This window comes from Rhodoferax sp. P1_F3 (genome assembly GCF_056405715.1).
Genome location: NZ_JBFUBO010000002.1, coordinates 1 through 18,343 on the forward strand (window position 1 = coordinate 1; position 18,343 = coordinate 18,343).

Genomic DNA, 18,343 nt, shown 5'->3' on the forward strand with positions numbered 1-18,343 from the left:
AGCGGACCTGATGAATGGCCGACCCAGGAAAACACTGGACTGGTGCACACCGCATGAGGTCTACAGTGGTTGGCTGGCCAAGCTCGAAGAGCCAACTCAATCAATCCAATAAACTACCTTCGTGTTGCACTTGGATTTGAGCGCGCCCCTTATGGAATATGCGCGAGAAGCTACTGATTTTGTAGCAGACTTATACCCCAACTACACCGCATCGCAAACGCACTGCCAGTTGGGCAACGGATAGCGCCAAGCCGTAAGGAATCCCTGAAGCCTCTCGTCATTTCCTGACACGAAAACCAGCGCATTCTGATAGGCGTCGCAAGCGCCAACGCCTATGGTTGCGCGTGCAAATGCAGTCAGGCGCGCAGGCGTAAGGCGGTATATATGATCCAAGCAGCATAGCCACAGCAATGCTCTCAGCCATAGGCCACAGACTTCGGTTGCCACGCTCCATACTGGTACTCCTGTGCGGCTTTTTGCTGACCGGTTTGCTGGGGTATGTGGTCATTCGTGATGCCGTGGATCGCACGGTGGAGCACCAGGCGCTGAGCATCGCAGAAATCGTCGCAAGCCAGGCCAAGACGGCGCGCTCCGTATATGCCAAGGAAATCGCGGAAAAATTGCGCAAGGATGGTTTTGGCCCCAGCGTGGATTCCGCCACGCTGCCAGGGCATGTTCCCATTCCCGCCCAATTCCTGAAACTGGTGAGCCAGGCGGCGGCCCAGGATGCGGGCACGCTCTACACCTACAAACCCGTCAGCAAGTGGAATCTGGAGCCCACGCAGGGGCTGTCGGACGACTTTTTGCGCTGGGCCTGGCCACAACTCGAAAAGCAAGATGCGCCCCACCCCGACAGCGCCATCAGCTGGAAGGCGGTGCCGCGATTTGACGTGGTGGACGGCCACAAAGTTTTACGCTATCTGACGGCCGACCCGGCATCGCAGATGACCTGTGTGGCCTGCCACAACACGTACGAGCAAACATCCGGAATCATGGCCATGCGCGCCGTAACTGGCACCCCGTTGGGTAAACAGTGGAAACAGCACCAATTGCTGGGCGGCCTGTCGGTCACCATTCCGCTGGAAACTGCGGAGTTGCGAGCGGACACCCAGGTCACCCAAGCCACGCAGTTTCTGTTCGGCATCCTGCTCGCCAGTTTTGTGTCTTTGGCGTGGTTCAACTGGCGGCTGGCCCAGCAGCAGCGCAACCTGCTGCAAGCCGAGGACGAACTGGCCCGCTCCGAACGGGAAACCGAGGCCGCCCACGCCCTGTTACAAGCCAAGCAGGGCGTTGAGCAGGCATTGGCCGAACTATCGTCCTACACGCAGGCAATTGACCAACATGCCCTGGTGTCGGTCACGGACCGCAAGGGGACGATCCTGCATGTCAACGACCGATTCGTGGCCGTCAGCGGCTACGGCGTCAACGAATTACTGGGACAAGACCACCGCATCCTCAACTCCGGCAACCACGATGCGGCATTCTTCGTCAAGCTGTGGGCCACGATTGACCGCGGCGACATCTGGCGCGGCGTGGTCTGCAACCGCGCCAAGTCCGGCAGCCTTTACTGGGTAGACTCTGCCATCGTGCCCATGCGGGATGCGTCGGGCCAGGTGACACGCTACATCTCTATCCGCATCGACATCAGCGAACGCAAGTTGGTCGAGCATGAGATGCTGCACATGGCCACGCACGACACGCTGACCGGCCTGGCCAACCGCTCCAAGCTGCTGGACCGCATGGACCAAGCGCTGGCCAGCGCGCGGCGAACCGGTGAGAGGGCGGCCGTGTTGTTCATCGATCTGGACCAGTTCAAGAGCATCAACGACACGCTGGGCCACAGTGTGGGTGATCTCTTGCTGGTGGAAGTCGCGGGGCGCCTGAAGGCGTGTATCCGCGCAGAGGACACCGTGGCGCGCCAGGGCGACGATGAGTTCATTGTGTTCATGCCCAGAATCCACGCGCGGCAAGACGCCGCCGCACTGGCCCAGAAACTGCTGCGGCAATTGGCCATGCCGTTCCAGATTGGTGAACACCTGCTTCGCATCGGCTCCAGCATTGGCATCGCCGTATTTCCAGATGATGGCGCGGACGTGGACACCCTGCTCAAGCACAGCGACGCCGCCATGTACCAGGTAAAGGCCGGTGGGCGCAACAACTACCAGTTTCATTCCCGGCCTCCCGCTGCCTAGCCGAGGCGGCTTGGGCGCCGCGTTGATATGCCAAATTGGCCTCTAGCCCCCGTACTACTTGCGCGAGCAGCTATCAAAATAGTAGTGATTTATGTGCGCAGCTTGCGGTACAGCGTCTGCCGGCTGATGCCCAGCTGGCGGGCGGCCAGGGACACATTGCCACGCGCAGCCTCCAGCGCCTGCTGGATGGCGGCATGGCCCAAGGCCTGCAGGCTCTGCGGGGCCTGCGCGACAGCGGGCTCCACGGGTGCGATCTTCACAGCATCACCCACCTGCAGCGCTTCCACCAAGTCGTCGGGCATGTGCGCCCAGTCCAGCGTGTCTTCCCCGTCCATCAGCATGGCGCAGGCGGTGCGCAGCACGCTGGCGTACTGGCGCAGGTTGCCAGGCCAGGCAAAGGCGCTCAGGCGGGCCAGCAGTTCGGGGGCCAGCTGCACCTCTCGCTCCGGGCTCAGGTCGACCAGCAGGCGCTCGGTCAGCGCGCCAAAGTCGCTTCGCTCGCGCAGCGCCGGCAGCTGCACGGTGAGGCCGTTGATGCGGTAGTACAGGTCTTGGCGGAACGTGCCTCGCTCGGCCGCCTCGGCCAGCTTGCTATGGGTGGCGCAGATCAGTGCGAAGTCCACCGCCACCGCCTTGCCCGCACCCACCGGCGTAACCGTGCGCTCCTGCAGCACGCGCAGCAGCCGGGTCTGCATGGGCAATGGCATGTCGCCAATCTCGTCCAGAAACAGCGTGCCGCCCTCGGCCTCGCGCAGGCGGCCCAGGCTGCCCTCTTTGCGCGCGCCCGTAAAGGCGCCGGCCACATAGCCAAACAGTTCGGACTCGATCAGGCTCTCGGGAATCGCACCGCAGTTGATGGCGACAAAGGGCGCCCCACGGCGCGGGCCGCTGGCGTGCAGGGCGCGCGCAAACAGCTCTTTGCCCACGCCGGACTCGCCCTGGATGAGCACGGGGATGGGCTTGGCCACCACGCGGCGCGCCTTGTCGGCGGCGCTGCGCCAGCGGGCGTCGCCCGTGTCCAGCGCAGCCAGTGCATCGCTGACGCTGGCATTCGCCACAGGCAGTGACAGACTGGTCACCGGCAGCGCCGCGGCGTCTACCTGCACTTGGGCAAACAGCACGGCGCCGTTATGCAAGCGCAGCTGCTGCACCTGCTGGGGGCGGCGTTTGTGGCGCGACAGCAAGTCGTCCAGCCGCACATCGAGCACACGCTCCAGCAGCGTGGCGCCAATGTCGCCCGCATTCAGGCGCAGCAACGCCAGCCCCACGCGGTTGGCGCCCACCAACCAGCCGTCGTCTGACAGCGCGACGATGCCTTCGGCCACGCTGCCTATGCCCTCGGGCTGGGTGTGCAGGTGCAGGCGGATGTTGCGTTTGCAGGTGGCCACCATGAGCCGGTTCTCGATCATGCGGGCGGCCGTGCTGGCCAGGCCCAGCGTGTGGCCGTGGCCATGGCGGTGGTCGCCCGAGATGTCGAGCACGCCCATGAGTTCTCCGGTAGCCGACAGGATGGGCGAGGCCGCGCAGGTGAGAAAACCGTTGCGCTCCAGAAAGTGTTCGGAGCCGTGGATCTCCACTGCACTGCATTCGGCCAATGCAGTGCCGATGGCATTGGTGCCGCGGTGCGCTTCGTGCCAAGAGGCACCACTGGTCAGCGCCACGCGCTCGGCCTTGCCCACAAAGCTGACATCGCCCAGGGTGTGCATGAGCATGCCGTGCTGATCGGCCAGCACCACCACGCTCTGGCTGTGACGCACCTGCTCGAACACATATTCCATCACCGGGCGCGAGTGGGCCAGCAGGGCGTGGCTATTGGCCAGCGCCTGACGCAGGTTGCCACTGCCGGCATGGTCCGTGGCCGCACGGCCAGTGGGCGCCAAGCCCGCGGCCAGGCTGCGGTGCCAGGAGCGCACCAGGCGCTCGTCCAACACGCCCACGGGGCATTGGCCGGTTTCCAGCAGTTGCTGGCGGGCCTGTCGCAAGGCCAGCACGGGGGAGGTTTGTCGCACGTTGTCTCCTGCGTAGGGTCATGATCGCCCCGCTTGGCACAGTATGGGCGTGGGCGGTGGGTGAGGCAATGGCGCACACCCCTGCGCACGTCCAACTGTTCCATTTTGTGACACCTGTCACTGTGGCGAATCGTGACAGGCAGGGCTTGCGGACAGTTTGCGCTAGATCAGGGTTCTCAAAAAAACCAATGAAATCAAGGCGATGAGCAAGGCGGCCCAGATGGCACGCCTCTTGAGATAGCTCTGCACCTGCCGGATCGACCGATGCGGGGAACCATAGCAATCACAAGAGGACGACAACCATGGCTATTTACGCAGCACCCGGCGCCGCCGGCGCCAAGATCACTTACAAGACCCAGTACAACAACTTCATCGGCGGCAAGTTCGTGCCTCCGGTCAAGGGCCAGTACTTCGACGTCATCACCCCGGTCAGCGGCAAGGTCTACACCCAGGCCGCCCGATCGACTGCTGAAGACATTGAACTGGCGCTGGACGCCGCCCACGCAGCAAGCGACGCCTGGGGCAAGACCGATGCCGCCACGCGCAGCAACATACTGCTGAAAATTGCCGACCGCATTGAGCAAAACCTGGAGCTTCTGGCCTATGCCGAGACCGTGGACAACGGCAAGGCCATCCGCGAAACGCTGAACGCCGACATCCCGCTCACCGTGGACCACTTCCGCTACTTTGCGGGTTGCGTGCGGGCGCAAGAAGGCGCCCTGTCCAACATCGACGAGAACACCGTGGCGTACCACATCCAGGAACCCCTGGGCGTGGTGGGCCAGATCATTCCGTGGAACTTCCCCATCCTGATGGCGGCGTGGAAACTGGCGCCCGCCATTGGCGCCGGCAACTGCGTGGTGCTCAAACCCGCAGAAAGCACCCCCATCTCCATTTTGATTTTGGCCGAGCTGATTGCCGACCTGCTGCCACCCGGCGTGCTCAACATCGTGAACGGCTTTGGCCGCGAGGCCGGCATGCCGCTGGCCACCAGCAAACGCATCGCCAAGATCGCCTTCACCGGCTCCACCACCACGGGCCGCGTGATTGCGCAGGCAGCCGCCAACAACCTGATTCCCGCCACGCTGGAGCTGGGCGGCAAGAGCCCCAATGTATTCTTTGCCGACATCATGGACAAGGACGATGCGTTCCTGGACAAGGCCATCGAGGGCATGGTGCTGTTTGCGTTCAACCAGGGCGAAGTCTGCACCTGCCCATCGCGCGCATTGATTCAAGAATCGATCTACGACAAGTTCATGGAACGCGTGTTGAAACGCGTGGCCGCGATCCAGCAAAAGAACCCGCTGGACACCGACAGCATGATGGGCGCACAGGCCAGCAAAGAGCAGTTGACCAAGATCCTGAGCTACCTGGACCTGGGCAAGCAGGAAGGTGCCGAAGTACTCATTGGCGGCGGCCAGGCCCACCTGGGCGGTGACCTGGAAGGCGGCTACTACGTGCAGCCCACGCTGTTCAAGGGCCACAACAAAATGCGCATCTTCCAGGAAGAAATCTTCGGCCCCGTGCTGGCCGTGACCACCTTCAAGGACGAAGCCGAAGCGCTAGCGATTGCCAACGACACGCTGTACGGCCTGGGCGCCGGTGTGTGGAGCCGCAACGGCAACGTGGCCTACCGCATGGGCCGCGCCATCAAGGCAGGCCGCGTGTGGACCAACTGCTACCACGCCTACCCTGCACACGCAGCGTTTGGCGGCTACAAGGAATCCGGCATAGGCCGTGAGACGCACAAGATGATGCTGGACCACTACCAGCAGACCAAGAACCTGTTGGTGAGCTACAGCGAGAACAAGCTGGGCTTCTTCTGATGGTCGACAAGGTCGTCGCTACACCGGCCGCATTGGAGCTCGTCGCGTTTCTGCAAAGCAAACACGGCGAGCAGCTGATGTTTCACCAGAGTGGCGGCTGCTGCGACAACAGTGCCGCCAACTGCTACCTGCCGGGTGAGATCACCATGGGTGCGGGCGATGTGTACCTGGGCGATATTGGCGGCTGCCCGTTCTACATCGGCCTGGCGCAGTACCAGTACTGGAAGCACACGCAGCTCATCATCGATGTGATCGAAGGGCATGGCGGCACCTTCTCACTGGAAGGGCCAGAGGGCAAGGCCTTTCACACGCGGTCCCGCGTGTTCACCGACGCGGAACTGGCCGAGCTGGGCATAGCCAAACCTACTGCATGAACCCCAGGTCGGTCGGGTAATCCGGCCGACCTGCTGCGGTACCAAAGTTCACGATCTTGGGCAGCACGCTGGGCATCTCAGCATCGGTCACCCCAAACCATTTGGCCAGCGTGGCCGCGTACTGGTCAGACGACGTGCGGGGCAACAGGCGGCCCTGGCCCACGTGCCAGGCGTTCTCGGGCAGGTAGTTGCCGCCGCCATCTTTCACATCGCTCACGCTCACCGGCGGCGGCACACCATAGAACGCCTTGCCATTCACGGCACCACCCACCACCAGGTGGTGGCTGCCCCAGCCATGGTCAGAGCCATCCCCGTTGGAGGCCAGCGTGCGACCAAAGTCTGACGCGGTGAACGCAGTCACCTTGTCGGCAATGCCCATCTCCACCGTCGCATCGTAAAACGCCGTCATGGCCTTACTCACGCGGTCCATCAACACCGACTGCAGGCTCACCAGGTTGTCGTGCAGATCAAATCCACCCATAGACACAAAAAACACCTGGCGTCGCGCGCCCAGTTGAGCACGACCGTTGATCAGACGCGCCACCATCTTGAGCTGAGGGCCCAGGCCATCGGTGGGGAATGCGGTGCTGGGTGGCGTGAGCGCCAGTGCGGCGGTAACCGACGACTCAGCATTCAGCGCCCGCGTCGTCACCGCGTTGTATTCGTTCTCCATCTTGTGCACACGGCTGTCGCGCAAAAACGCCTCGATGGTGCTGCGTACCGAGGCTGCCCCGTAGACCGTGGCGTCGGTCGCGGGCTTGATCTTGATCGCACCGCCGGTGCTGACCTGGTACTGCAGAGCGGTATCTCCCGACAAGAACACGGCGTTGCCCGACACCGACATGCAGGTGAAGATGGAACTGGTGTTCAAGCTGTTTTGCAGCACTAGGTCGCCCATGTTGCCGCCCCAGCCCACCTTGGAGCCCTCGGGTGAGGAGGACTGCCAGATGGACTGCTGGTCGTTGTGGGAGAACAGTTGGGGGGGGCGCGGGTACAGGGTGTGGTTGCTGTTGTTGTATTCGGCCCGGGCCAAGGGTGCCACCAGCGGCCCCACATTGAGCTGTACCGCAGCATGGCCGTTGTTGAAGAGGTTGGCCAGGCCCGTCATGGAAGGGTGCAGGGCGTACTGGCGGTTTTGGCCTAGCGCATCTTGCGGCACCACGGTGGGGGCCAGCAGAGTGGGCATCAACGCGGACTTGGCCAGGGCAATGCCCCCCGCAGTCTGCCCGGCGCCACCGCCGCGGATCGAGCTGTACTGGTTGTAGCTTGGGTCGTCATAGGTGATGACGGTGTTGGCGTAGTCGTTACCGCCGTATAAAAAAACGCACACCAGCGCCTTGTAGTCCCCACTGGGTGCGTTGAAAGCTGCGGCCTCGCCAATGGCGGCCAAATTAAGTGCGAACGGCAGCGCGGTGCCGGTCAAGGCCAACTGCCCGGAGCGGCGCAAAAACGCGCGACGGGTATGCAGTGAGGCGTCAAACATGGGTGGCCACCTATTTTTGAATCAGGTATTCGGGATGCGCCATCACCATGAGCACAGCCGCGCATACGCGCCTACGCAGGTTGGTGGCCGTAGTGCTGGTGGAGGCCACGACACCCGCCATGCCGCCGACGATGTTGGTGATGGTGGTCACCGTTGCGGAAGACAGTTGCCCCGCGCACAACAGCAGGTTGAGTCGGTCCACCAGCGCCTTGGGATTACCTGAAGAGGGACTGGTCGCCAGGCTGATTTCAGTGCTGTAGGTGGCCTTGATGTCCGACGAGTAATTCACGCCACTTTCAATCGCGACCATCATGAAGTTGAGGTAACCGCCCACGCTGGTCTCCGTCACCAGTTGAAATTCTGGCGCCACCGTCCCCGCGCTCATACCTACGGCGGGCGGTGCAACGGTGGAGGGTGGTGCATACCCTGGGCGAAAGAAATTGAACACCGAAGGCGAGCGCAACGGACTTTGGCCCAACTGAGTGCCCGCATTGCTTAAATCACCAATCTTCCAGGCGCCGCTGGCCGAGCCCACCCCAAAGGTACGCACCCATTGCACGAGGCGAAGCATGGGTTCACGCAGCTTGCCATATTCCGGATCGCTCAACCCTGACGCATTGCGTGCTTCGGGGTCCACCAGGATGGCCGCAAACACATACGCCAAATCACCACGTACACCTTGACCGTTGTCCGCAAAGACGGCTGCCACGCGGCCCACATAAGCCGCGCTGGGGTTACTGGTGACCAGCCGCTGAATCATCTGCTTGCAGAAAAACGGCGCGGTGTTGGGGTGGTTGAACAACGTGTCCAGCGCTGTGTTCAGCGCCGCTGCAGCCGGGGTATTGGCGGGAATGGTCACCCCCAGAAACGTGGCCGCAAGATTGGAGTGGTTGCTGGCCGTCAACAGCATGGGCAGGCGCGCAAAGGCTGTGTTGCCAATGGTGTCGCCGTTGAGTGTGACATTGACGTTTTGCCGCATGTCCAGGTCATAGCCCGTGAACACACGGGCTAGGTTGCTAACGTCACTGGTGGTGTAGGTTTCTTGCGGTTTCCCTGCACCATCAAGCTTCAAACTGCCATCCGCGTTGAGCAGGTACAGCCCCACACTGAAGAGCTGCATGACTTCACGGGCAAAGTTTTCGTCGGGCTGGCGGCCCGAGGCGTTTTCCTTTTTGTTGCCTTTGGTGTTGAGGTAGAAGCCCATCGCCGGATGCAGGGTGATGGCACCCAGCAGATCCCGAAAATTGCCAAACGCATGCGCACACAGGGTGTCCCAGTAGTGGGCCATGGCGTGGCTGACCCAACCAAACTCCAACCCTGAGAGGGAGACTACAAAGAACTCGGACAGCGCCAGACCCATGCGCTTGCGCATGGGGTCGCTAGACGCCATGAGCTGGCTCCAGGCCATGTAATCGGCAGGATAGCTTTGGTTGTAATAATTGTTAGTGCTGTAAACGTCGCCATAGCCTTGGCTGTTGAGCCAATCCCAGCCAGTGGTGCCGTAGTTCAGCGCCACCTGCCGCTCTATCCACGCGGCGTAGCCATTGGCGCGCACGGATGCGATGTCGGCATCGGTAGCTGCAAATTGCGCTTGCATCAAGAAACGTGAAGCCTGCTCAGCCGTGGGGACCACGGCCCGCGTAGCGCTGGCAAAGCCAGCGGATTGCAGTGCTACCACACGCCCGCCAATGGCAGGGGCCGAAGCAGAGCCACCAGACGATGAGTCGCCACCACCGCCACCACAAGCTGACAGCGCCGCGGATGCAAGCGCCGTTGCAGCAATGGAAACGGCGCGCGGATCCGCCTGGACAGGATGCGTGTCTGCAGCGGCAGCGAGGTCTCCAACGATGGAGTGCATAGCGGGGTCACCCAACGGTGCGTAGCTTGTAAGTAGGGCCCGAGGCTAGGGCCATCCCGCCGGATTGCCCAGCGCTCTTACAAACATTTACCGAGGGTGCGCTTGACGACATGGGCCCGCCCCATGCGGTATTCAGCGCGTGGCAGCTTGCAATATTTCGCGGGTGCGCAGCGCTTCCTGGCGGGCCGCAGATGCGAAGTCCGCACCGCTGGCGGCATACAAAATGGCACGCGAAGAGTTCACCACGATGGGCGCAGTGGTCTCACCGTTTGCCGCTTTCCATCCCGCCTTGACGGTGGCCACGGCATCGCCGCCCTGCGCGCCCACACCAGGAATCAGCAGCGGCAAGGTGGGCGCCAATGCACGCACGCGTTCAATTTCTGCAGGGTAGGTGGCACCCACCACCAGGCCCAATTGACCATTCAAATTCCAGGGGCCTTGGGCCAACGCGGCAATGTGTTCGTACAGGCGCGGCTGGCCGGGCACATCCAGCAGGCGCTGGGGTTGCAGGTCATCACCCCCGGGGTTGGACGTGCGGCACAGCAGGAACGCGCCCTTGCCGTGGTACTTCAAATAGGGCTGCACCGAGTCAAAGCCCATGAAGGGCGAGAGCGTGACCGCGTCGGCGCCATAGCGCTCAAAGGCTTCCTTGGCGTACTGTTCGGCCGTACTGCCAATGTCGCCGCGCTTGGCATCCAGAATGATGGGCACCTGCGGCGCCGTGCGGCGCATGTGCTCCATGAGCTTTTCGAGCTGGTCCTCGGCGCGGTGCGCGGCGAAGTAGGCGATTTGCGGTTTGAAGCTGATGACCAAGTCGGCGGTGGCATCGACGATGGCGGCACAGAAGTCGTAGATCTTGCTGGCATCGCCCTTCAGGTGGGCGGGAAATTTGGCGGGTTCGGGGTCCAGGCCCACGCACAACAGGGAGCCGTTTTGGCGCTCGGCGGTGCGCAACTGGTCAAGAAAGGTCATGGGGCTATTTTACGGAGACCATTTGCCGCCGGGCCGCCCCAAGGCAAATGAGCCCCCTCGGGGGGCAGCGACCCGCGCAGCGGCGGAGCGTGGGGGCCCTACCGGTCATCCCGCACGTCCATGGCCAGGCACAGGTCGGCCCAGGCTTTGGCCTTGTCGGCACTGGCGCGCAGCAGCACTTTGGGGTGGTAGGTCACGATGACGGGGATGCCCTGGTACTGGTACACCGTGCCGCGCAGCTTGCCCAGCGGCTGGGTGGCCAGCGCGCCGTGCTCGGCCAGCAAAACCTGGGTGGCAAAGCGGCCCATGGCCAGGATGACTTTGGGTTGCAGCAGCGCTATTTCTCGCTGCAGGTAGTGTGCGCACTGGACCAGATCGACGGCTTGCGGAATCTGCCCGTGTGGGGGGCGGCACTTCACCACATTGGTGGCGTAGGCACCTTGTGCACCCTCGCCCGCGCGACTGGCACCCACGGCCTTCAGCATGTTGTCCAACAGCGCACCGGGGTTGTCCACAAAAGCCTGGGCCGCACGGTCTTCGTCTTCCTCGGGCGGGTCGCCCACCACCATCCAGTCACGCTGGGCTGTGGCGGGTTGCAGGGTCGCGTTTTTGCGGCCCGCGCACAGGCCGCAGGCCTGGCAGCTGGCAGCTGCATCGGCCAGGGCCTCCCAGCCCAGATCAGCCAGGTCCATGCCCAAGCCATCGCCCGCCACCAAGGGCTGCACCCTAGGCACGGCGCGCACGGGCACCGCCGTGGGCGGGGGCACTTCGGAGCGGCCCGGAGCGGGACGCACGGCAGGCGTGGGTGCAGCGGTGACTACAGGGGCGGCCACACTAGGCGGCTCGGTCTCAAAGGCCGTGCCTGGCAGCCAGACGCGCACGCCCATCTCCAGCAGCATGGCACGTTGGCGGTCGTCAAGGTTCAGGACCATGGTGGACTAGTTCTCATCAAATTCAGAGGGGCAAGCTCATGACCACCGCGTCTTCGCGCTGGCCACCGTCTGCCGGGTAATAGGCCTTGCGCTGGCCCACGCGGCGGTAGCCGTAGCGCTCGTACACATGCAGGGCCCGCAGGTTGCTGACCCGGGCCTCCAGCCACAGCCACTGGGCGCCCTGGCCACGGGCCCAGACCGCCAGACCGTCCAGCATCACCTTGGCCCAGCCCTGGCCCTGAAATTCGGGGGCCACGGTGATGTTGAGCAGGTGCACCTCGTCCACTCCCTTCATCGCGACAAAGTAACCCAGCACATAGCCATCGGCCATGAGCATCTGGGCCTGGTAGCCGCTGTGCAGTGCGTCCAGAAAATTGGTGCGATTCCAGGGGTGGGCGTAGGCGCGCACTTCCACGCGCAGCACTTCGTCGAGGCGATCAGCCAGCAGGGGCTCAAAGGCGGCTTCGGGTGCGCGCGGGAGGGAGGACATGGTGCGTGGGACTCAGACAGCCGCGGCAGCGGCTTTTTCAGCCAAGCGCTCGGCGGTGGTTTTGGCCACCTTGTCGCGGATATAGCTGGGCATGGCGTGGGCCGCATCTACCGCCTGACCTGCCGCCAACAAGGCAGGCGCCAGACGCAACATGGCCGTGGCAGTGGGCAGGGCGTTCACCACGGTTGCGGCCTGCAGCACGGCCGCAGGCAGGCGGTCGGCGTACACGGCAAACACATTGCCTGCCAGCAGCAAGGGGCCCAGCGCTGCGTCCTGCGCGGGCAGCGCCAGGTGCTCGGGGCGCAGCAGTTGCTGGGGCTGCAGCACACGCCAATGGCCATGGGCATAGGCGTAATGGGCGGCATACATCTCGTCCATGCGGGCGTCCAGCAGGGCCAGCACCTGCAGGGCAGGTGCGTCGGGAACAGCGGCCAGACGGGCATCTTCGGCCACGGCCAATAGCGAATCCACCGGCAGCACCGGCAGCTTGGCGCCAAAGGCCAGGCCCTGCACCACCGAACAGGCCGTGCGCAGCCCGGTGAACGAGCCCGGCCCCGCACCAAAGGCGATCGCGTCCAGCGCCTGTAGCGCCAGGCCCGCCTGGGCAAGCAGGTCCAACACGCCAGCAATCAGGTCGGTGGACGCGCGCGCGCCGCCTGGGCCTTGGTACTGCCACACACGGACACCGTCCACCCCATCATTGCGTAAAGCAATTGATAGGAACTCGGTTCCAGTGTCCATGGCGAGCAGGTTCATGGGGTGATTTTACAAAAGGAAAATTGACCTCTAGCGCTTATTTATCAAGCGCCAGCAGCTATGTTTTTTGTAGCAAACAATGATTCGATTGACGCGCCAGTCGTTCAGTGCAATCATTGTGAGTAAACTTACTCAGTATTTTATGAACTTCCAAAGAGCCCAAGTCCAGACGCTACGCAACCGGCTGCAAGAAGTGCCACGCTTCATCACCATTGTGGCGGGCCCTCGACAGGTGGGAAAGACCACGCTGGTTAGGCAAGCCATTGACGACGTGGGGAATCTGTTTGTGTCGGTAGACCCGTCTGGGGAGCCACGGCTGCGGGGTTTTGACTTGGCGGCGGCCTATGACACGATGGAGGTGGACGGTGCGCCCCGCAATGCGGCGTGGTTGATTCGCACTTGGCAATCGGCCCGCGCAGCGTGTGAGGCATTCAAACAAAAGTACCCAGACCAGCCTTTTGTTTTTGTACTGGATGAAATCCAGAAAATCACCCACTGGCCCGACACCGTCAAAGGCCTGTGGGATGCTGACCGGGCCCAAGGCCTGCCGATGCATGTGGTGTTGCTGGGCAGCTCTCCGTTGCTGATTCAAAAAGGCCTGACCGAAAGTTTGACCGGTCGCTATGAGTTGATCCGCGCTACACATTGGTCTTTTGTGGAAATGCACCACGCGTTTGACTTCACGCTCAACGAGTACATCTACTTTGGTGGCTATCCCGGTAGCGCTCCCCTCATCCGGGACGAAGAACGCTGGCGCAACTACGTGCTGGCTAGCCTGGTGCAGCCCAGCATTGAGACCGACGTATTGCAAATGGCGCGGGTCGACAAGCCTGCGTTGCTCAAACAACTGTTCACCCTGGGCGCCATCTACTCCGGTCAAATTCTGGCCTTGGGCAAGGTCAAGGAACAACTGCAAGACGCGGGCAATGAAACTACGCTCGCCGGTTATCTGGATTTGCTGGGCAATGCAGGTCTACTCACCGGCTTGCAGAAATACCACGTGGGTGCGGCACGCAAGCGTGCATCGGCCCCCAAGTTCAACGTGCTCAACACCGCCCTCATGTCTAGCGCCACACCCTATACCTTTGCCCAAGCGCAGGCCGACCGCAGCTATTGGGGCCGCTTGGTGGAGAGCTGCGTGGGCGCCCACCTGTGCAACAGCGCCCGCCCCAATGAGGACATCAGCTACTGGCGCGAAAGCCCGCACGAGGTGGACTTCGTCATCAACGACGCACTGCGCCGCACTGCCATCGAAGTGAAAAGCGGCCCCAGCGTGGGCGCACTGGGCGGCATGGCCGAATTCGCCAGACAACACACAGGGAGCAACACGCTACTGGTGGGCACGGGTGGCGTGAACCTGACGGAGTTTTTTTCATATCCACTCACGCACTGGCTGGAGGCGGCATGAGACTTGCCATTGAGCGGACGGTGCGCGCAAGAAAGCCGGATGGCTCGCTCACCGAGTCCCGGTCCTTGGCGGACTATCAAAGCATGCGCGCCTGGGTGCTGCTGGGCGACCCCGGCGCGGGAAAGACCACGACCTTTAAGCTCCTGGCCGAACAAGAACGTGGTGAATATCTCCAAGCCAGCGACTTTCTAGAGATTACGCCCCGCGACGGCTACCGACACCCGATCTTCATTGACGGCCTAGACGAAGCTGCCGCCCTCGAAGGCCAATCCCCCCTAGGGCGCATCCGCAGCAAACTCAGCGCGCTGGGCACTCCGCCTTTTCGCCTCTCGTGCCGCGAAGCCGACTGGCGCGGCAGCACCGACAGCGATGCCTTGCAAAGACTGATGGGTGAAGGTGAATTTGCCGAGCTGCATCTGACGGAACTCAACGACGAACAGATTCTGCAGTTCGCAGCCCACTGGCTCAAAGCAAGCAAAGCTGACGCCCAAGCCTTTGTGGACCAAGCCCATCAGCACGATATGGACGGCCTACTCACCAACCCACAAACCCTGCGCATGCTGGTGGAAGCAGTAGGCAACTCCGCAGAGGGCTGGCCCAACAGCAAGGCAGAGGTGTACGAAAAAGCCTGCGCCAAACTGGTTCAAGAGCAAAACAAAGTTCACCTTGACGCGCAGCGCCGCAACACCATCCCCGACGCACAACTCTTGAACGCAGCCGGCTACCTGTGCGCAGTGATGCTGCTATCGGGTAGCTCGGTCATAGCATTGCAGCGCCTAAAACAAGAAGCACCGCATGCCATGGTGCTGACCACGCTGCTCACCGGCAGCGCGAACACGCCGGGCACGGATGCCTGCAACAAGGTACCGGAAACCCATCTCTTTTCTAGCGACGACAAAGGGAACTTCACCCCCGTACACCGCACCGTCGCGGAGTATTTGGGCGCCAAGTATTTAGCCGACCGCATCCGCAATCACTTACCAGCCAACCGCGTGCTCGCACTCATCCAAGGCCAAGACGGTGGCGTAGTGCCCGAACTGCGGGGACTGCACGCCTGGCTGGCTGTAGTGACAGACGCAAGCGTGCGGAGCACCTTGATAGACCATGACGCACTTGGGCTGGTGCTACATGGCGATGTGCTTCGATTCAGCGTTTACGAGAAGGTACGCATCCTTCAAGCCTTGCAGCGGGAAGCCCGACGCTACGCACACTTTCGCAACCAGAACTGGGCCAGCAGACCTTTTGGCGCGCTTGCCACGACCGACATGGAAGCCGTGTTCCGGGAATGGCTCGAATCCCCCGACCGCAGCCCCGCACACCAAGCGGTGCTGGACTGCGTGTTGGATGCCATGGAACATGGGCAGGCCATGTCGGCTTTGGCCAAAGATTTGTTAAGAGTCGTCAGCGATGCAACCTACCGCACCGAGATACGACAGAGTGCATTGGGAGTGCTATGCATCACAGACGAAAAGAACCACGATTGGACGATCACAAAAGGACTTCTGAAGCAAGTATGGGACAAGAACATTGAGGACATTGGGGACGTTTTGTTGGGCGCGCTGTTAAAGCACCTTTATCCAAACAACATCTCTACGCAAGAAATTTGGGGTTACTACAAACCCAGCTCACTCAAGCTCGACAACAGCCAATGGGAGTTTTGGAGCTATCTGTCGCGTTACACACCGCGCGACACACTTCCCGAACTAATGGACTCCTTGGTCACAAGCAACATCCGGTTGACATCAGATAGTGAGGAGTATGAGCTATCTGAAATGGTGGGGAACCTGCTTGTAGAGACCATCACTCATTTTGGCGAGACAAGTGATACCGCAAAGGTCTACAACTGGCTGTCTCTTGGCTTGGGCAAGTACGGTGAAAACGGCTTGCAACAGGACAATCGCAAAGCACTGGGCCAATGGTTTGCGAAGCACCCCGCGCATTACAAGGCGCTTTTCGAATTTGGACTTTCAAATTTTGATGGCCCCCCTGGCTCAGCAAGAATGTACGCGGGAACCTTGCGAAACATGTTGTGCAATGCCCCCCAACCCAGCGACGCGCCAAGCTGGTATCTGCTTCTTGCCGAAAGCCGTAATAACGAGATGAGGCAGGTTTTAATCAGCGCGTCTTTTCAAATTGCCATACGAATTGATGGGGAAGACGAGGCAATAGAACACTTGTCGTCATGGGCACAAAACCACCCGAATGATCTCGACTGGATCAATACCACCATCTTGTCGTCGCCCTACCCGCCTGATGAGGTCCAGCAATCCATCAATGAGCAAAACAACACATACAAGACCAAAACAAGCCAACGCCAACAAGAAAGGCGGCTGTTTCTAGCCGCAGAACTCCCCAAGCTCTCCACCAAAGAAGCTCACTTCGGTTTACTCATAGAGATCGGACAGACCTATCTGGGTGCCTTGCGTAATAGCAACCTGAAATCCCCGGAGGAAAGGTTGCTCAAACTTTGTCAAGAAAATACCTACTGGGTGGACTTGGCTCTGGCGGGGCTGCGCCATTGTTTGCATCGAACCGACCTTCCGGACGCAAAGAAAATTCTTGATTTGCATGTAGAGAGTCGGCTTCTTCGTATCTCATCTGCATGCTTGGCAGCGATGCATCTGAGGTTTCAAGAGTCACCGTCAAATGCACTGAACCTACCCCAGAAACTACTTCAAACAATGATTGCATTCTGGCTCACCAGCCCCGACAGGATGCCGCCGACTTGGTTTGCCAAGTTAACCGACGAGCAGCCAGAATTGGTGACTCCCGTTTTGAAAACACTGGTCCAAAAAGAACTTTCCAAAAAGACTGCGCATTTATCCGGGCTGAATGCCTTTATTCACGAAGATGTCCTAAACGCGATTCGGCCCCACCTCGCACCCAGCATCATCGAATCACTGCCAACCAAACTTACGGCAACTCAACGGCCGTATGTGCGATCGCTGATCAAGCGCGTGCTACCCAAACTATCGAATTCAGAGCAACTCACCCTGGTCGCGAAACGTCTTGCCATATCCAACATGGACGTTGCGCAGCGCGTGTATTGGCTAACCGCTGGAGTTCAGGTAGCACCAGCGCTCTACTTGAGCGATCTGAAACAGTACCTTGGAACCAACCAATCTCGTGCTGCATATGCATCCGACCTGCTGAGGGGAGGTTTTCTAGAATCTGATGACACCACAACGCTGAGCCTAGATGCGGCGGCACTTTTTATTGAACATTTGGGTCCAAAATTCACACCACCCGAAGATCCGGAAACCGGAGAAGTTCACACAGTGACCCCTGCCAGGGAAACTATGCGCTATGTGCAGCAACTCATCAATGCCATCGCATCAAGTCCTTCAGACGAAGCACAAGGCTTACTCGAAAACTTGATAGTGCTGCGTGCCCTCAAGCCATGGGAAGAAAGACTCCAACAGGCGCTCTACGAACAAAACATCCTACGCCGTAAAGCCCTCTTCCGTCCCGCATCTGTCACCGAGGTGTGCCATACCCTGGCCAACCTGCAACCTGCCAACGCAGCAGATTTGCATGCGCTTGTGGTGGATCAGTTAAACCTGCTGGCCAAAGAAATCCGCCACGGGAACACCAACGACTACACGCAGTATTGGAACGGCGATAAGCCTCGAATTGAAAACGATTGCCGAGATGCTTTACTTTCAGACCTGAAAAGACTCTTAAAGCCGCTGAACGTCATTGCCGAACCTGAACGCACGCACGCAGACCAAAAGCGCGCGGATATCGAAGTGTTCTTCGGCTCCACTCTTCATATCCCCATCGAGATCAAGCGAGACTCACACAAAGACGCGTGGAAAGCCATTCACGAGCAGCTCATCGCCAAATACAGCCGCGAGCAAGGTAGTGACGGTTATGGGGTTTACATTGTGTTTTGGTTCAATGCAGGAAACCTGCATGTCGCCGGTGACGGCGGCAGCAAACCCAAAACGCCACACGAACTCCAGCAACGGCTTGCAGCCACAGTACCCAGCGACTTGAAGCGCAAGATCACCGTCTTGGTGATCGACTGCGCCAAACCCTAA

The 18,343-nt window shown here is 60.8% G+C and carries 12 protein-coding genes and 1 pseudogene; 6 read left to right on the forward strand and 7 right to left on the reverse strand.

Going from position 1 to position 18,343, the window contains the following annotated elements:
- Together AC1DZ5_RS02710 and AC1DZ5_RS02715 are read left to right on the forward strand one after the other, a co-directional pair.
- A pseudogene (locus AC1DZ5_RS02710) lies at positions 1-112 on the forward strand (IS30 family transposase); the annotation flags it as partial.
- Between the two features lie 328 nt (positions 113-440).
- The gene (locus AC1DZ5_RS02715) at positions 441-2,192 is read left to right on the forward strand and encodes a diguanylate cyclase domain-containing protein (RefSeq protein ID WP_477885813.1); all 1,752 of its coding nucleotides are present in this window, start codon (positions 441-443) and stop codon (positions 2,190-2,192) included.
- 89 nt (positions 2,193-2,281) lie between these two features.
- Here AC1DZ5_RS02715 and AC1DZ5_RS02720 read toward each other — a convergent pair whose 3' ends face one another.
- Positions 2,282-4,201 carry a sigma-54-dependent Fis family transcriptional regulator gene (locus AC1DZ5_RS02720; protein ID WP_477885815.1) on the reverse strand — a complete coding sequence of 640 codons (1,920 nt, stop codon included), beginning with the start codon at positions 4,199-4,201 and terminating at the stop codon, positions 2,282-2,284.
- Positions 4,202-4,503: 302 nt separating this feature from the next.
- Between AC1DZ5_RS02720 and exaC the strand changes: the two genes are divergently transcribed.
- The gene (exaC, locus tag AC1DZ5_RS02725) at positions 4,504-6,027 is read left to right on the forward strand and encodes an acetaldehyde dehydrogenase ExaC (RefSeq protein WP_477885817.1); all 1,524 of its coding nucleotides are present in this window, start codon (positions 4,504-4,506) and stop codon (positions 6,025-6,027) included.
- The gene (locus tag AC1DZ5_RS02730) at positions 6,027-6,401 is read left to right on the forward strand and encodes a DUF779 domain-containing protein (RefSeq protein WP_477885819.1); all 375 of its coding nucleotides are present in this window, start codon (positions 6,027-6,029) and stop codon (positions 6,399-6,401) included. Before exaC ends, AC1DZ5_RS02730 begins: the two co-directional genes overlap by 1 nt.
- Here the strand turns inward: AC1DZ5_RS02730 and AC1DZ5_RS02735 are convergent.
- From AC1DZ5_RS02735 to tsaB, 6 genes are all read right to left on the reverse strand, one after another.
- Positions 6,391-7,884, reverse strand: a complete 1,494-nt coding sequence (locus AC1DZ5_RS02735) for a DUF1501 domain-containing protein (RefSeq protein ID WP_477885821.1) — start codon at positions 7,882-7,884, stop codon at positions 6,391-6,393. The two genes, AC1DZ5_RS02730 and AC1DZ5_RS02735, sit on opposite strands and share 11 nt — an antisense overlap.
- Before the next feature lie 10 nt (positions 7,885-7,894).
- Complete coding sequence (locus AC1DZ5_RS02740; protein ID WP_477885823.1) at positions 7,895-9,742, reverse strand: DUF1800 domain-containing protein; 1,848 nt, start codon at positions 9,740-9,742, stop codon at positions 7,895-7,897.
- 132 nt (positions 9,743-9,874) lie between these two features.
- Complete coding sequence (gene pyrF, locus AC1DZ5_RS02745; protein ID WP_477885825.1) at positions 9,875-10,714, reverse strand: orotidine-5'-phosphate decarboxylase; 840 nt, start codon at positions 10,712-10,714, stop codon at positions 9,875-9,877.
- A gap of 98 nt (positions 10,715-10,812) precedes the next feature.
- Positions 10,813-11,646, reverse strand: coding sequence for a uracil-DNA glycosylase (locus AC1DZ5_RS02750; RefSeq protein WP_477885827.1), 834 nt, complete (start codon positions 11,644-11,646; stop codon positions 10,813-10,815).
- Positions 11,647-11,668: 22 nt separating this feature from the next.
- Positions 11,669-12,136: a ribosomal protein S18-alanine N-acetyltransferase gene (rimI, locus tag AC1DZ5_RS02755; RefSeq protein WP_477885829.1), complete on the reverse strand. Its 468-nt coding sequence runs from the start codon at positions 12,134-12,136 to the stop codon at positions 11,669-11,671.
- Between the two features lie 12 nt (positions 12,137-12,148).
- Positions 12,149-12,892: a tRNA (adenosine(37)-N6)-threonylcarbamoyltransferase complex dimerization subunit type 1 TsaB gene (gene tsaB / locus AC1DZ5_RS02760; protein WP_477885831.1), complete on the reverse strand. Its 744-nt coding sequence runs from the start codon at positions 12,890-12,892 to the stop codon at positions 12,149-12,151.
- 142 nt (positions 12,893-13,034) lie between these two features.
- Between tsaB and AC1DZ5_RS02765 the strand changes: the two genes are divergently transcribed.
- Both AC1DZ5_RS02765 and AC1DZ5_RS02770 read left to right on the forward strand, forming a co-directional pair.
- Positions 13,035-14,300: an ATP-binding protein gene (locus tag AC1DZ5_RS02765; RefSeq protein WP_477885834.1), complete on the forward strand. Its 1,266-nt coding sequence runs from the start codon at positions 13,035-13,037 to the stop codon at positions 14,298-14,300.
- Complete coding sequence (locus AC1DZ5_RS02770) at positions 14,297-18,343, forward strand: NACHT domain-containing protein (RefSeq protein WP_477885836.1); 4,047 nt, start codon at positions 14,297-14,299, stop codon at positions 18,341-18,343. Before AC1DZ5_RS02765 ends, AC1DZ5_RS02770 begins: the two co-directional genes overlap by 4 nt.

Bases quoted from the DNA above. Each gene is read 5' to 3' on its own strand.
- rimI (WP_477885829.1), bottom strand. From the start codon at position 12,136: ATGTCCTCCCTCCCGCGCGCACCCGAAGCCGCCTTTGAGCCCCTGCTG.
- AC1DZ5_RS02765 (WP_477885834.1), top strand. From the start codon at position 13,035: ATGAACTTCCAAAGAGCCCAAGTCCAGACGCTACGCAACCGGCTGCAA.
- exaC (WP_477885817.1), top strand. From the start codon at position 4,504: ATGGCTATTTACGCAGCACCCGGCGCCGCCGGCGCCAAGATCACTTAC.
- pyrF (WP_477885825.1), bottom strand. From the start codon at position 10,714: ATGACCTTTCTTGACCAGTTGCGCACCGCCGAGCGCCAAAACGGCTCC.
- tsaB (WP_477885831.1), bottom strand. From the start codon at position 12,892: ATGAACCTGCTCGCCATGGACACTGGAACCGAGTTCCTATCAATTGCT.
- AC1DZ5_RS02740 (WP_477885823.1), bottom strand. From the start codon at position 9,742: ATGCACTCCATCGTTGGAGACCTCGCTGCCGCTGCAGACACGCATCCT.
- AC1DZ5_RS02730 (WP_477885819.1), top strand. From the start codon at position 6,027: ATGGTCGACAAGGTCGTCGCTACACCGGCCGCATTGGAGCTCGTCGCG.
- AC1DZ5_RS02770 (WP_477885836.1), top strand. From the start codon at position 14,297: ATGAGACTTGCCATTGAGCGGACGGTGCGCGCAAGAAAGCCGGATGGC.
- AC1DZ5_RS02750 (WP_477885827.1), bottom strand. From the start codon at position 11,646: ATGGTCCTGAACCTTGACGACCGCCAACGTGCCATGCTGCTGGAGATG.
- AC1DZ5_RS02735 (WP_477885821.1), bottom strand. From the start codon at position 7,884: ATGTTTGACGCCTCACTGCATACCCGTCGCGCGTTTTTGCGCCGCTCC.